The 14,595-nt window shown below is 63.8% G+C and carries 13 protein-coding genes; 3 read left to right on the top strand and 10 right to left on the bottom strand.

Annotated features, from left to right (window positions below):
• Window positions 1-2 precede the first annotated feature (2 nt).
• The 3 genes from GYK42_RS27025 to GYK42_RS27015 all read right to left on the bottom strand — a co-directional run bounded on the left by GYK42_RS27025 (window position 3) and on the right by GYK42_RS27015 (window position 2,934).
• The gene (locus tag GYK42_RS27025; protein ID WP_034750756.1) at window positions 3-662 is read right to left on the bottom strand and encodes a response regulator; all 660 of its coding nucleotides are present in this window, start codon (window positions 660-662) and stop codon (window positions 3-5) included.
• Between the two features lie 31 nt (window positions 663-693).
• The gene (locus GYK42_RS27020; RefSeq protein WP_166450008.1) at window positions 694-2,205 is read right to left on the bottom strand and encodes a Do family serine endopeptidase; all 1,512 of its coding nucleotides are present in this window, start codon (window positions 2,203-2,205) and stop codon (window positions 694-696) included.
• Window positions 2,206-2,472: 267 nt separating this feature from the next.
• On the bottom strand, window positions 2,473-2,934 hold the full coding sequence (locus GYK42_RS27015) for an Hsp20 family protein (protein ID WP_166450007.1): 462 nt from the start codon (window positions 2,932-2,934) through the stop codon (window positions 2,473-2,475).
• 222 nt (window positions 2,935-3,156) lie between these two features.
• Between GYK42_RS27015 and GYK42_RS27010 the strand changes: the two genes are divergently transcribed.
• Window positions 3,157-3,507: a hypothetical protein gene (locus GYK42_RS27010; protein ID WP_034783462.1), complete on the top strand. Its 351-nt coding sequence runs from the start codon at window positions 3,157-3,159 to the stop codon at window positions 3,505-3,507.
• Between the two features lie 73 nt (window positions 3,508-3,580).
• Here GYK42_RS27010 and GYK42_RS27005 read toward each other — a convergent pair whose 3' ends face one another.
• The 4 genes from GYK42_RS27005 to imuA all read right to left on the bottom strand — a co-directional run bounded on the left by GYK42_RS27005 (window position 3,581) and on the right by imuA (window position 7,323).
• On the bottom strand, window positions 3,581-4,339 hold the full coding sequence (locus tag GYK42_RS27005; protein WP_166450006.1) for an alpha/beta hydrolase family protein: 759 nt from the start codon (window positions 4,337-4,339) through the stop codon (window positions 3,581-3,583).
• 70 nt (window positions 4,340-4,409) lie between these two features.
• Entirely contained in the window at window positions 4,410-5,114 is a 705-nt protein-coding gene (locus tag GYK42_RS27000; RefSeq protein WP_166450005.1) for a glutathione S-transferase N-terminal domain-containing protein, read from the bottom strand.
• An 81-nt stretch (window positions 5,115-5,195) separates the two neighbouring features.
• Complete coding sequence (locus tag GYK42_RS26995) at window positions 5,196-6,683, bottom strand: Y-family DNA polymerase (protein WP_166450004.1); 1,488 nt, start codon at window positions 6,681-6,683, stop codon at window positions 5,196-5,198.
• Complete coding sequence (gene imuA, locus GYK42_RS26990; RefSeq protein WP_166450021.1) at window positions 6,613-7,323, bottom strand: translesion DNA synthesis-associated protein ImuA; 711 nt, start codon at window positions 7,321-7,323, stop codon at window positions 6,613-6,615. Before imuA ends, GYK42_RS26995 begins: the two co-directional genes overlap by 71 nt.
• 206 nt (window positions 7,324-7,529) lie before the next feature.
• Between imuA and GYK42_RS26985 the strand changes: the two genes are divergently transcribed.
• Window positions 7,530-8,795 carry a putative Na+/H+ antiporter gene (locus tag GYK42_RS26985; RefSeq protein WP_166450003.1) on the top strand — a complete coding sequence of 422 codons (1,266 nt, stop codon included), beginning with the start codon at window positions 7,530-7,532 and terminating at the stop codon, window positions 8,793-8,795.
• Window positions 8,796-8,846: 51 nt separating this feature from the next.
• Here GYK42_RS26985 and GYK42_RS26980 read toward each other — a convergent pair whose 3' ends face one another.
• The 3 genes from GYK42_RS26980 to GYK42_RS26970 all read right to left on the bottom strand — a co-directional run bounded on the left by GYK42_RS26980 (window position 8,847) and on the right by GYK42_RS26970 (window position 13,697).
• Window positions 8,847-10,880 carry a GNAT family N-acetyltransferase gene (locus tag GYK42_RS26980; RefSeq protein ID WP_166450002.1) on the bottom strand — a complete coding sequence of 678 codons (2,034 nt, stop codon included), beginning with the start codon at window positions 10,878-10,880 and terminating at the stop codon, window positions 8,847-8,849.
• Between the two features lie 83 nt (window positions 10,881-10,963).
• Entirely contained in the window at window positions 10,964-12,178 is a 1,215-nt protein-coding gene (locus GYK42_RS26975) for an MFS transporter (RefSeq protein ID WP_166450001.1), read from the bottom strand.
• A 307-nt stretch (window positions 12,179-12,485) separates the two neighbouring features.
• A complete protein-coding gene (locus tag GYK42_RS26970; RefSeq protein ID WP_166450000.1) occupies window positions 12,486-13,697 on the bottom strand; it encodes an extracellular catalytic domain type 1 short-chain-length polyhydroxyalkanoate depolymerase in 1,212 nt (403 codons plus the stop codon).
• A gap of 238 nt (window positions 13,698-13,935) precedes the next feature.
• Here GYK42_RS26970 and GYK42_RS26965 point away from each other — a divergent pair, with 238 nt between their 5' ends.
• Window positions 13,936-14,532, top strand: a complete 597-nt coding sequence (locus tag GYK42_RS26965; protein ID WP_166449999.1) for a PRC-barrel domain-containing protein — start codon at window positions 13,936-13,938, stop codon at window positions 14,530-14,532.
• The last annotated feature ends 63 nt before the right edge of the window (window positions 14,533-14,595 follow it).

Raw genomic sequence — 14,595 nt, 5'->3', positions numbered from 1 at the left:
CCTCATGCCTTGGGCACCATGTAGCCGAGGCCGCGCACGTTCTGGATCAAATCGCTGCCCAGCTTCTTGCGCAAGCCATGGATATACACTTCCACGGCATTGCTGTTGACTTCATCCTTCCAGCTGTACAGTTTTTCTTCCAGCTGCGCGCGCGACAGCACGATGCCGGGGCGCGCAATCAGCGCTTCCAGCACGGCCCATTCGCGCGCCGACAGGTTGACGGGATGCCCTTCGGCGATGACTTCGCGCGTCAGCGGATTGATGGAAACGCCCTGGTGTTCGAAGACCGGTTCCGGCCGCCCCGAGGCGCGCCGCAGCAGGGCGCGGATGCGCGCCAGCAGTTCGTCGAGGTCGTACGGTTTCAAGACGTAATCGTCGGCGCCCGCATCGAGGCCCGCGATGCGCTGCTCGATGGCGTCGCGCGCCGTGGCGACAAGGACCGGCGTGTCGAGCTTGCGCAAGCGCATCGAGCGCAGCACGTCGAGGCCATCCTTGCGTGGCAAGCCCAGGTCCAGCAGCACCAGGTCATAGGTCTGCGTCTGCAGGGCCGTGTCGGCCATGTCGCCATCCTTGACCCAGTCCACCGCGTAATGCTCGGCGCGCAGCAAATCGAGCACCACCTCGCCGATCATCGTGTCGTCTTCTACCAGCAATAAGCGCATGGCTTGCCTTTCTATTTCGTTACTCTTGTGTTCAACCCAGGCGTACGGGAATAAAAATCTTGTCCGGTCCCCGCTGTATCAGCAAGGCCACCGACTTGGCGGATTTTTCCACCACGTCGCGCACCTGCTCGACCGTGTTGACGGGACGGCCATTGACCGACAATAACACGTCGCCCGGCTGCACGCCGGCATTCGCGGCGGCGCCGCCGGCGTCTTCCACCAGCAGGCCGGCACTGATGCCCGCCTCGCGTTTTTCATCCGATTGTAACGGACGCAGGGCCAGGCCCAGCTTTACCTTGCCGGCGGCGCTGTCGCTCTTCGCCACTTCGGCCACCTTGTCGGCCGCATTGCCCAGGGTTGCCGTCAGGCTCACGATCTTGCCGTCACGCCAGACATCCATGCTGATCTTGTCGCCTGGCAAGGACGTGCCCACCAGCGCCGGCAAATCGGCCGAGCCGATAATGCGCTGGCCATTCACCTTGCGCACCACGTCGCCCGATTTCAGGCCCGCCTTGTCGGCCGGGCTGCCCCGCTCCACATTGGCGACCAGCGCGCCTTCCGGCGTGGCCAGCTTGAACGAGTCGGCAAAGCCCTGATTGACTTCCTGCACCGTCACGCCCAGCTTGGCATGACTGGCCTTGCCGGTGGCGACGATCTGGTCCTTGATGCGGCCGGCCAGGTCGATCGGGATGGCGAACGACAGGCCCTGGAAGCCGCCCGTCTGGCTGTAGATCTGCGAATTGATGCCGACCACTTCGCCGCGCGTATTGAACAGCGGGCCGCCCGAGTTGCCGGGGTTCACCGCCACATCCGTCTGGATGAACGGCACGTTGCTGTCATCCGGCAAGGAACGGCCCTTGGCGCTGACCACGCCGGCCGTCACCGTGCTGTCGAAGCCATAAGGAGAACCGATGGCCAGCACCCACTCGCCCACTTTCAGGTCGCTCGAATGGCCGAGCGGCACGACGGGCAGATTGTTGGCGTCGATCTTCAGCACGGCGATATCGGTCTTCGGATCCGTGCCGAGCACCTTGGCGCGGAATTCGCGGCGATCGTTGAGCTTGACGGTCACTTCGCGCGCATCGCGCACCACGTGGGCATTTGTCATGATGACGCCGTCAGGGCTGACGATGAAGCCGGAACCGAGGCCGTGCGTGGGCACGTCGCGGCCACCGCGCTGCCCGCCTTGCGGCCCCTGGAAGCGGCGGAAGAATTCGAAGAAGGGGTCGTTGCCGAAATCGTCATTGCCGGCCTGGGCCGAGGGATCGTAGGCCACCTTGGTGCTGCCCGTGACGCTGATATTGACGACGGCCGGGCTATTGCGCGCGGCGATCTGGCTAAAGTCGGGCAAGGCCACCAGCGGCGCGCTGGCGGCGGGCGCCACAGCGGCCACCACGGGGGCGGGCGAGCCAGCGGCGGCATTCGCGCCTGCATTGTTCTGATGCACCACCATGGCGCCACCGGCGCCCAGCACACCGATCGCGGCCAGCGCGGCTACGGTGCGTTTGATTTTCAGGGATGCGGTATTCGTTTGCTGTTCCATGAATTGCTCCTCATTCAATGAGATTTTGATGTATGCAATAGTGGGCCACGAGTCTTAGGCGCTGCTTAACATTTTTCTATTTGGAAACAGGCGTTTGCGCCTTTAAGCATGGCTTAATCTGGCGTGCCGCGTGGCGGTCAATGGAAGCCCGAATGGCCTCCGGACGTGACACTGGCCGGATCAACCGGCCAGTATTTTACTGCATGGGGAGACGATATTGCCTCCCGTTAATGCCAGCGCGTGGCGCCGGGATCAGATCAACTCAGCTCAAGCTGCCTGACGCTGTTCCAGGGTGCTGACGGTGGCGCCAGTGCCGGTGCCGATCTCGATCTTGCGCGGTTTCAGCGCTTCCGGCACTTCACGCACCAGGTCGATGGTCAGCATGCCGTTTTCAAACGTGGCGCCCGTGACCTTCACATGGTTGGCCAGCTGGAAACGCTGTTCGAAATCGCGGGCAGCGATGCCGCGGTGCAAGAACGTGCGCTCGACGCCATCTTTCTGCTTGCGGCCCGTGACATGCAGGGAATCGCGTTCGGTGATGATGTCGATCTCTTCACGCGAGAAACCGGCCAATGCCATCACGATGCGGTACTTGTCTTCCGACACCAGTTCGATGTTGTACGGTGGATAGCTCGGTTGCGCATCGGCGCGTTGTTCGTTGAGCAGTTGTGCCAGACGATCAAAGCCAATGGCGGAACGGTAGAGGGGAGCAAGGTCAAAAGTACGCATGATAAATATCCTTTTCAAATGAAGCGATAAGAGGGGCGGACCTCACGATGAGCATCCGCTTGTTACCGATATACGGCCTCTCCAGCCCCTTTCAAGGCCTTGAAATTGGCGAAAAGCACCCCAGACGCCGCTCAATTTGTAAGAAATTTTTACATGGCCCATCGTTGGGGATTTTGCATGGGGCCCCCTATGCTGCGCCGGCTTTTGGTGTATGCTGGCGGCATGAACAATGACACCGACATCCAGCTCAGCGGCCCCTTCAAGGCCACCGACGGCTCCGGCCGTGCCCACGACATCAAGGCCATCCGCATCTTCGACGAAGGCTACGGCATCATCGACGTCTACGTCGATTTCGCCGCCCCGCTCGAAGCGGGCGCCTACAAGGACAAGACTTTGGTCGGCCACATCCTGGCCCGCCTGCGCAGCCTCGGCTACGTGGGCCCCGACTTCGGCCACGGCGACCTGGGCTTGCAAGACAAGAAACTGATCGTTCTGGAAGCGCCGGAAGAGTTTTCGGCCTTTGCCGTGAGCAAGGGCTGGAAGGATCTCTCCGCCGAATTTGACGAAGACTAATCCGTCCCTCCCCCATCTGCGCCGCGCCAGCTTCTGCTGCCTCGGCGTTTTTCATGGGCGACCACTTAGTTACTTAGCTGATATAGCGCGCGCTCCACGCGGCGATGACGTTGGCGACGTAGGCCGCGTCATCGCGCCCCGTCAACAGATGGTCGGCGTCGTCGAGCGAAACAAAGCTTTTCGGGTGCTTGGCCGCCGTAAAGATATCCATCGCATTCGACAGGCTCACCGTCGTGTCGTTCGGCGCGTGCATCACCAGCAGGGCGCGGCGCAGGCCGGCGATGTGTTCCTTTAAACTGTGGCGGCCCGCGTCGTCGACGAATTGCTGGCGGATGCGGAATGGCCGCCCTTCCAGCTGCACCAGCGCCTCGCCTTCGGCGGCGATTTTCTCCAGGTGGTCGCTGAACATGCGCGTCACGTAGGCGGGCGTGCTCGGAGCGGCCAGGGTGGCGATGGCGGTGGCTTCCGGCACTTGCGCGGCAGCGGCCAGCACGGCCGCGCCGCCCAGGCTGTGGCCGAGCAGCAATTGCGGCGCGGCGTGTCTGGCGCGCAAAAAGTCGGCGGCGGCGACCAGGTCGGCCACGTTCGAGGTGAAATTGGTGGCGGCGAACTCGCCCTCGCTGGCGCCCAGCCCCGTGAAGTCGAAGCGCAGCACGGCGATGCCGTGTTCCGTCAAGCCTTGTGCGATGCGCCGCGCGGCCAGCACGTCCTTGCCGCAAGTAAAACAGTGGGCGAACAGCGCATAGGCGCGGATGGCGCCGTCGGGCGCATCGAGGCGCGCCGCCAGCACATGGCCATGCGCGCCGGGAAAATCTTGCCTGGTGGATTTCATTGTCTCAGATCAAAGCTGCCGCGCAGGGCGGCCGATGGCGCATTGTAGCGCCGCCCGGCCGCTGCCTGCTTTAATCCCTCTTGGGAATATTGACGCCTTTGGCAACGGCTGGCCTGGCCAGGAACGCATCCAGCACGCGCTGCACGTTCGGGAAATTGTCAAAGCCGACGAGATCGCCTGCGCCATAAAACCCCACCAGGCAGCGCACCCAGGGGAAGATGGCGATGTCGGCAATCGTGTACTGGCTACCCATGATCCAGTCGCGGCCCTGCAGGCGCTGCTCGAGCACGCCCAGCAAGCGCTTCGCTTCACCGATATAGCGCTCGATCGGACGCTTGTCCTCGTAATCCTTGCCGGCGAATTTATGGAAGAAACCCACCTGGCCAAACATGGGGCCGATACCGCCCATCTGGAACATCAGCCACTGTAGCGTTTCATAGCGCAAGCCCGCGTCCTGGGGGATGAACTTGCCCGTCTTTTCGGCCAGGTACAGCAGGATGGCGCCCGACTCGAACAGGGCCAGCGGCTTGCCATCGGGACCGTTCGGGTCGAGGATGGCGGGAATCTTGTTATTGGGATTGAGGGACAGAAACTCGGGCGATGTCTGGTCGTTTGTCTCGAAGCTGACCAGGTGCGGCTCGTACGCCAGGCCCAGCTCTTCCAGCAGGATGGAAACCTTGATGCCGTTCGGCGTGGGCAGCGAGTACAACTGCAGGCGCTCGGGATGCAGTGCGGGCCATTTTTGGGTAATGGGGAAGTCGGAAAGCTGTGTCATGGATATCCTTTGTTTCAATGAAAGATGCGGCGCCGGGAAGCCAGTATAGCCAAGCACGGCAATTTCAGCAGGACAGCCCATTCAGCCAAACAAGCCATGCAAAAACCAGCGCGGCGCGGCGTCTTCTGCGCTGCCGGCGATGCGCTCGCGGTAGACCCAGTAATGGGCGTGGTCGAGGCCTTCGGCGATGAAATAATCGCGCGCCTGCGACTGGCCCCACCAGCCCGCCTCGATGCGTTCGGCAACGGACACCATTTTCAAGGGCGAGCCATAAAACGGCCGGTGCTCGCGCATCAAGAGGGCGATGGGCTGGGCCAGCAGCCAGCCGGGACGGGGCATGCCGGGCAAGCCGGGCGGCAAGTCCGGCTGCGCGTTTTTTGCGCCGACCTTGGCCGGCAGCGGCAGCCACTGGTTGGCCGCTTCGGGACGGTAATCGGCGCGCGGCGCGGCCTGCAAGACATTGTCCGTGCCCAGGCGCGCCACCAGCAATTCCAGCAAGCGCTGGCGCTCCTGCGGCGTGCCGCCCGGCTCGGGGAACAGAGTGTCGCTGGGCGGCGCCATCGGCTGCACCTGCAGCGCTTCCAGGGTCAGGCCGATCACGGGGGCGTCCAGCGCCAGCTGCGCCAGGCGCTCCTTGAGCAGGCGCACCAGATGCTCGTCGCGCCACACGGCCTCGCCCAGCGCCAGGTCGAGGACGGTGGGCGGGCGCGCCACCCTGCCCCGCTCGTGCGCCAGCAGCAGCTGAATGCGCTCGACGGCGAATTGCCGCGCGCACAGCCAGCCCGTCATTTGCTGCAGCAGGCGACGCGCGCCGAACAGCAGCGCGTCCGCGTGTTCCACGCGGTCGAACAATTCCAGGCTGGCGCGAAACGTGGGCGGCGCTTCGAGCCACACGAACAATTCCGTGCTGTGGCCATGCGCATCGTCCAGCATGTCGAGCAAGGTTCCTCCGCAACGGCGCTGCAAGCCGGGCCGCGGCAAGTGGCGCAGCTGCCCCAGGGTGCGGCAGCCGATGCCCTCGAACCAGTCGAGCCAGGCGCGCGCAGGCGGCAGCAAGGCACACGGCAGGCCGTCGAGGCGGCGCACGAGACTGGCCATGCCCAGCACGCGGCCCCGGCGCGTACCGGCGCGCGCCAGCAGCCAGGCGCCGCGCGCCGTGGGCGCGCACGACAGCTGGGCCGTGTAGCCGAGCGCGCGCAAGCTGGCGGCGATGTGCCGGCACAGGGCGCGCACGCCGCCAAACAGCCGCAGGCTGGCGCCCGCATCGACGAGCAGGGTCGCCTCCTCGCCCTGCGTCACCAGCGGCGAGTATTGCAGCAGCGCCAGCGCCACCGCTTGCAGGGCTTGCGCTTCCAGTTCAGGAGAGCGCTCATGCAGGCGCGCCTGCGGCGCCAGCATCAGCGCGCCCGCGCGGCGCATGCCCGGCCGGATACCGGCTGCCCGCGCCAGCGGCGACACGGCCATCACTTGCTCCTGCTCCAGTACCACGCTCAGGTGGTCAGCCGACCAGCGCGGGCAAAATACTTCGAGCGGTAGCCGGGGCAGGCACAGGCCGATCCAGAGTCGCATGGCGTCGCAATAACGAAGGAGGTTGCAGGGGCAAGAACAGGGGCTCGTCACGCTGCGGTCCCCGGCGCTTGATGAAGCCGATCTCGATGCCGCCGGCGGCCGGGCGCACGGACAGGCGCAGCGGCGCCGGCGACGCATCCTGCGCGCCGTGCAGCGGGCGCAGCATGCAGAACAGGGTATTGCCGCTTTGCGCGGCCAGGTGCAGCCGGCGCAGGCTGTCGGCGCGCACGTGCGGCTGCCAGAACAGCAAGGCGCCGCACGTACCGCTGCGCAAGATGTTTTCCGCCGCCCACAAGGCATCCTTGCTGCCGGCGCTTTTGAGCCACAGCAGCTGCGACGGCGCCAGCCCCTGCGCGGCCAGGGCCAGCGCCTGCGGCGGATGGGGTGGCTGCAGCAGCACGATGGGCAAGCCCTGCAGTTGCGCCAGCGCGGGCGCCAGCAAACGCAATTCGCCGCTGCCCGGCTGCTGCACCAGCAGGTCGATCAGGCTGCCGCTGGGCCAGCCGCCACCGGGCAGCTGCGCGGACAAGGCGGCAAAGCCCGTGTCCAGGCAGCGCGTGGCGCCCTGCCCCAGCTGCGATGCACGCCATAAAGACGGGTGCAAAGCTTCCGGCGAGGCCATCAATTGAGAATGTTGCATCATTGGCTAGATAGATGAATACTGTATGCATATACAGTACTATCCGGTCGCACTTTTGGCAAGGTTTATCTGACTGCCGCCACCGCCGAGGCCGCTCCACCATGTCCGAAAAAACCCGTTTTTGGTATCGATTGCTGTACCATAAGCACTCTCCTTACCGCTCGGCAATGCACCGGGCGGCTTCCTCCGTCCATAAGGAAACGCATTTGACCACCATCCAAATCATCAGCGCCATCGTCTTCGGCCTCGCGCTCATCCACACCTTTGCCGCCAAGTCGTTTGAAACCTTGTCACGGCGCCATCCCCGCCATGCGGGCCTGTTGCACTTGCTGGGCGAAGTGGAAGTCGTGTTCGGTTTCTGGGCCTTCATTTTGATCATCATCATGGCCTTTGTCTCGGGCAGCGATGCGGCCATCGAATATGCCGAGTCGCGCCATTACACGGAGCCGCTGTTCGTCTTTGTCGTCATGGTCGTGGCCGCCTCACGCCCCGTGCTCGACGCCGTGCAGCGCCTGCTGAAAAGCGTGGCGCGCGTGATGCCGTTGCGCACGGAACTGGCCCTCGTCTGGCTGGGACTGGCGCTCGTGCCCCTGACGGGCTCATTGATCACGGAACCGGCCGCCATGACCCTGGCCGCGCTGATGCTCGCGCCGCAAATCTTCCGCCCGGGCATCCCCGAATGGCTGAAATACGGCGCGCTGGGCGTGCTCTTCGTCAACGTTTCCATCGGCGGCACCCTCACCTCGTATGCGGCGCCGCCCGTGCTGATGGTGGCTACCACGTGGAACTGGGACAGCGCCTTCATGGCCAGCCATTTCGGCTGGAAAGCCGCCATCGCCGTACTGGTCAACGCCACGGGCGTAAGCATTTTGCTGCGCAAATACCTGCACAGCAACACCTCCGACATCAAGCCGAAGGCCGGCGAAGTGGAAGCGCCAAAAGTGCCGCTGGCCGTCAGCCTCGTGCACATGATCGTGCTGGCCGGCGTCGTCACCCTGGCGCACCATCCCGTGCTGTTCATCGGCCTGTTCCTGTTCTTCCTCGGTTTCGTGCAGGCGTATGAGCGCTATCAAAGCCCGCTGATCCTGAAGGAAGGCTTGCTGGTGGGCTTCTTCCTCGGCGGCCTGGTGGTACTGGGCGGCATGCAGCAATGGTGGCTGCAACCCATCGTCTCGAGCCTGAAACCGCTGGCCCTGTTCTTCGGCGCCCTGGGCTTGACGGCGATTACCGACAATGCGGCCCTGACTTACCTCGGTTCGCTGATCGTCGGCATGACGGACGAGGCGAAATACATGCTGATGGCCGGCGCCGTGGCCGGCGGCGGCCTGACCGTCATCGCCAATGCGCCGAATCCGGCCGGCGTGGCCCTGTTGCGCCGCGGCTTCAAGGATGAATCGATCGGCGCCGTCGGCCTGCTGGCCGGCGCCCTGCTGCCGACAGCCGTGGCGGGCCTGGCCTTCCTGGCCTTGTAAGTCTTCTCGGGGCGGCCGCCGGCCGCCCCTGCTCCCTTCAGTCCCTCCCCCTCAGTTGCCTTCATACACGAGGAAATGCAGCCGGTCATAGAACAGGCTGTAGGCATAGTCGAACGTGCCCACGCTGCGAAAACCCTTGTGCAGATACACTTGCAGCGCTTCGCTTTTTTCCCACACGGTCAGGGTGATGCGCACGCAGCCCTTGCGGCTGGCCAGGTCGCGGATTTCATGGAACATTTGCCGGAACAGGCCCTGCCCCCGGTATTTCTCGTCGATGGCCAGGCTGCTGACGAAACAGTCGTCGGCGCGCGCATGCGCGAGCACGAATGCATCATATGCATCGTCGAGCGCCTTCATGTCGTCGCGGTAATATGAGACAGCGCCGCAGGCCTGAAACTCGTCCATCGTCGCAGCCGTGAAAAAGCCGATGAAACGCCCGTCCTCGTCATGCAGGCCGTGGATATGCGCCAGATACGGGTCGATGTTTTGCCGCCGCTGCAATTCGACGAACTGCAAATTCAATTTATTTCCAAACGAGCAGTATTCGAGGTAGCTGGTGGCAAACAGCAGCTTCGCCATGCGGTTCTTCGTCTCGTCGTCCAGCAGTTCGCCCGGCACCAGCGTGAGCGGCGCATGCGACAGCAAGTCCGCCTGCGCCTCGTCACCTGGCGGGGCGGCATCGCTGACGGCCGGCATGCGGCTGCCGTGGCGGCCCACGGTGGGGCGCCAGAAATTGCCGGCCGCGATATGCTGCGAACGGTGGGCCAGCAGGTAGCGGCAAAAGACGCTATTCACGCGGTCGAGCTGCGGGTCGTCCGACAGCACCGAGTAATAATGGAAATGGTCGATGTCGGCCCGCAGCTGGGCCGCATACGCCATGCGCGGCACTTCCTCGATGTCGAACACGTCGACGATATCGGGCAGGCTCAAAGGATCGTCGAGCCGCCAGTCGATATCGTCGAGCCTGGCGACGCAGCGCGCATACGCGCGCCGTTCCTCGTCGCTCAGGGGAATGTGCATGTCGGTAATGATATCGTCCAGCAAACGCATGCCGCGGATGCCGCCCACCACCGCTTCCCGCGCGCCGTCATACAGTACGCAATAGCGCTGGTAGAACTCGGCATGGCTGAGCACGGTCACGCCCAGATTCTTCTTCCATTCCGCATAGAACTGGCCAAACAGCTGCGCCTCGAATTGCGGGCAGGAACGGGGGATCTGCGCATCGATGCCCGCATAGGCAAGGTTCACATTGCGCTGGATCACGCGCAGCGCCGCATCGTTCTTTTTGGCGATCAGCATGCCCGTTTCATCGAGAAACAGATTCATCCAGCTGACGTGCCGGCGCTCTTCGCTGTCATCAGCGTTGCGCTGGAAATAATCGGGCACTTCCGGCTTCATCAGGAAAATCGTCGCCGGATTATGCGGGATCGTATCGACATCCATATACATGCCGCCGTATTCGCACATGATGAGGATGCGGAAATAATCGGACAAGGTGGCGAAGTAGCGCTGCGTATGCAGGGTATCGAGGATGCCGAAGCGGGCCGGCGCGAAATCGAGCGCCAGCGCGCGCAGCGAATTGATATGCAGGGTCGTGCCGCCGATGGCATAGCGGCCTATCGTGTAGCGCCCGGCGCCGCCCGTGGGGCTGAAGCGCTCGTCATTGCGCAGCTGCTGCGCATCCCACACCCACAGGATGGAAACGTACGGCGCGCCGCCGTTATGCCGCACCTCTTCCAGGGCCGCGCCCCACTGCTGGATCGCCTCGGCGGCGATGGCCGGCAGCGGTCCGCCCATCCAGATGCGGTGCAGATAGCGCTCGTCGTCGCCGAGCGCGCGCGTGGGGATGCAGCTGAGCGAGGAACAGCTTGCCGCATTGAAATGGTTGAAGTTCAGGGCAACGAAGCTGCGCAGGGCCGCGATGCCCGCCTGATGCTCCACGGCCAGTTGCTCCAGGTCGCTGCCGGCCGGACGGACATCGGCCAGCGTGATGTAATCGAGTTTCAGCCGGTTGATGCGGAACTCGTATTCCAGGTTGAAAATCTTTGCTTGATCGTGTTTCGAGGCCAGGTCATCTATTTTCATGGGCGCACCATTTTCCGCAGGAGAGTGTCAATAAACTTCGCAGGGGGTAAAACAAGGTCGAGAACAAGCGCATCGTTGCGCCATCAGTGCCGGGCCAGCCGCACCCCGCTTTCCCGACGCCCCGCCATGCCCCGCGTAAACAGCAGCAGGCAGGCCGTGATGACCACGATGACGGGAATATTGAGCAGCGCATACGTTTCCAGCGCATAGCCGAAGCGCTGGCACAGCACGTTGTACAGCTGCAGCCAGGCGGACAGATAAATGCAGTACAGCAAGCTCATGGCGGCCGTCGTCAACGTCATCGATTCCTTGCTGGCCGTGATCGCGCTGCGTATCAACGCGCCGTTGAACAGGCCGAAGCCGATGGAATAGACAAACATGCAGGCGGCAAACACGTCGACGTGATGGCGGCCCGCGCCGGCGCCCAGCATGCCGGCGGCCGCGATCAGCCCGCCCATACGCAGCAGGGAGACGAGGGGGAAATCCTGGCGCAGGCGCTGGATGGCGATGCTGCTGAGAACAAAACCAGACAAGATCACGCATTGCAGGGCGATATACGTGGCGTAGGACGCGCCCATTTCCTGCAGCACGAAGATGGGCGAAAAACCGATCCAGGCCGTCAGGGGCACGGTGGCCAGCCCGGCCGTGAACATGCCGAACATGAAGCGCCCGTTGCTGAAAATGGCCGCATAGCTGCGCACGATGGCGGCCAGGTCCGGGCGCGTGACCGGCGGCGCAGTGCGGGGCATGGTCTTGAACAGGCCCAGCAAGGACAGCAGCGCCAGCAGGCCCGAGAGGAAAAAGACGTAGCGCCAGTCCAGCCGGCTGATGATGGCGCTGCCGAGGATGGGGCCGGCCAGGGGCGCGAGGATGGTGGTGCTCGACAGGATGCTGCTCAGCTTGACGGCCGCCATGTCGTCGAACAGTTCATGGATCATGGCATAGCCGACAAAGATGAAACAGCAACCCATGCCCTGGATGAAACGCACGGCGAGAAATTGCTCGACCGAGGCGGTCAATGGCACGGCCAAGGTGGCCAGCAGGAACAAGGTATTGCCAGTCAACACCAGCTTGCGCTTGCCGATGGTGTCGGCCAGGGGGCCGAGGAAAATCTGCAGCGAGCTGCCGCCCAGCAGATACAGGCTCAGGGACAGGGGGACAAACTTTTTCTCCGCCTGGAACTCCTCGACGATGCCCAGCATTGCCGGCATGATCATGTCGTTCGACAGATAGATATTGAGCTCAAAGACGAGGAAAAACGCAAAAAAACATAACAATTGCTTGGACTTGATGGACATGGCGCGTTCCGTAACGTGGGTGGCTGCCGTCAGTGCGTATCAGCCGTCGGGGCATGGGACGGCGGACACGGCTTCACACTGAAAACGTGTACCAATTGTATACCAATTAGTATTTTTAGCGCCTATTTTTGTGATTTTTAAATACCGCAGCAATACCACTTGAATGAAATCCATGGTACTGCGGGATTTGGAATCTGCGCTGAAAAGGGCGCGGCCAGCGTGCCGGCGCGCTGGCCGCGGCCCTGCGGGGAAAGGGAGACGATGCGTACCAGTGCCAGCGCACCGTTGCGGCGCGCGGCACGCTGGTTTAACGGCGGCGGTGGCTGGCGAAGAACTCGAGCAGCATCTTGCTGGCGTCGGGCTTGGCCTTGTCGTTGAACGGCAGGCTGGCGTCGCCGCCACTCCATGCGTGCTCGAGGTGCTCGACCTGCGCCACGCGCAGCAGCACATCCTTGCCCACCTGATAATCGTGCAGCGCATACGCATGGGCCGGATTGCGCCCGCCCGCCGCGCCGCCAGGCAGGCGCTGCGCCGTCACGACGGTATCGAACGGCAAGCGGTTGACGCGCACGCTCTGGCGCACCAGCTGCGTCTGGTTGATGGGCCGCACCACCTTGTCGGCCAGCCCTTGCAGCAGGATGGTGGGCAGGCGGGGAAACGCAGGCTGGCGCGCCAGCACTTCATCAATGGCCGCATCGGCGCGGGCGGCGGCGCCATGCTGCATCACGCCCAGCGCACCGATCAGGTTATGCCCGGCGCCAAACACGGGCCCGGAATGCAGGCCCAGCGCCGCGAACAGATGGGGATGATTCAGGGCCACGATATGCGCCATGCCGGCGCCGGCGGAAATGCCGCAGATATAGATGCGCGCGCGGTCGATCGCATAGCGGGCCGCCACCTGCTCGATGGCGCCGACGATTAGGCGCACGTCGCCGCCGCCCTCCTGCGTCAGCTTGTCGTACCACTTCCAGCAGCGGCGCGCATGCGAGCGCAGCGACTGCTGCGGATACAGCACGGCGTAGCCCTTGCGCTCGGCCAGGCGGTTCATGCGCGTGCCGTCGGCAAACTGCGTGGCGCTCTGCTCGCAGCCGTGCAGCATCACCAGCAGCGGCCGGCCCCGGCTGCGCATGGCGGCGCTCGGCGCCTTCTCGGGCCAGTACAAAAAATACGGCAGGCGCCGGCCCGGCAACTGTCCCAGTTCCGGCAACGGCGCATAATGGGCGGCCAGCCACTTGCCCGGCGGGGGCGCCGTTCGCTTGCGCACGCGCGGTGGCGACAGGGGCGTGGCAAAGGGCGCCAGCGAGGGCAAGGCGTCGCTGGCGGGCCTGGCGCGCGGCTTGGCGATTGTTTTGGCCTTGGTCTTGGCCACGGGCTTGCCGCGGGGTTTAGGTTTAGGTTTAGGCGTGGGCTTGGCCGGCACGGGTCCGAACAGCACCTTGGCCAGCTTGGTCGCCGTGCGCTGCTGCGCCTTACCGGCGCGCAATAGCCCGCGCAGCCATTTGGTGGCGGGCTTTACCATGGCACGCGGCGGGCGTGTCGTTGTGGAGCGTACCGCAAGTTCATCCCACTGCATCGTTGCGTCATCAGCATGTGCGGCTCCTCCTTGGAACGCATAGAGTACCGCAATTGGCTGACAGCACCGTACGTTTGCACACGGATAAAAGTGCCGCTGGCACCATTGAGGCAGATCAAACGCGACATAGTGCGTATGCTTAATCTGGATGTTCGATCAGCACTTCACACGAGGAGAGAACACCATGAGCTATCTGGACCGCGATATCCTGGGCATGTACCGCAACCACGACGGCCCGGGGCCGGCCCTGATGGGGGCCGATACCCTGATCGGGGACGATGTCTACAATCACGACGACGAGGAGCTGGGCGACATCAAGGAAATCATGCTCGACATGCGCACGGGCCAGATCGCCTATGCCGTGCTGTCCTTCGGCGGCGTCCTGGGCATGGGCGACAAGCTGTTTGCCGTGCCTTGGGAGCGCCTGACCCTGGACACCGTCAACAAGCGCTTCCTGCTGAACGTCGACAAAGACTTGCTGAAAAACGCTCCCGGCTTCGACAAGGACAACTGGCCCGACATGGGCAGCGAAGCCTGGAACCAGCAGATGGAAGCGTTCTATGGCAGCGGCACGCGCTACGGCAGCATGGCAGGCAACCAGATGCCATCAAGCAGCGACCTGCGCAGCGGCGCCAGCCTGCAATCGGGCAGCGAAGGCAGCCTGACCGGCACCTCCATGAGCGGCAGCCGCGCCGGCACGGGCAGCAGCCAGGGCGACCTGGGTGATCTGGGCTCGCGCTCCTCGCTCAGTGATGATGATGATCTCAACAAGCGCACTTGAGCCGGGTAGGTCGGTAGGTCGGGTAGGTCGGGTAGGTCGGATTAGCGGCGCAGCCGTGTAATC

This window comes from Janthinobacterium lividum (assembly GCF_011601275.1).
In the GTDB taxonomy this organism is placed as follows: Bacteria; Pseudomonadota; Gammaproteobacteria; order Burkholderiales; family Burkholderiaceae_D; genus Janthinobacterium; species Janthinobacterium lividum_E.
Note: the sequence above shows the minus strand (reverse complement) of the source record. Positions and strands in the feature narration are given on the sequence as shown.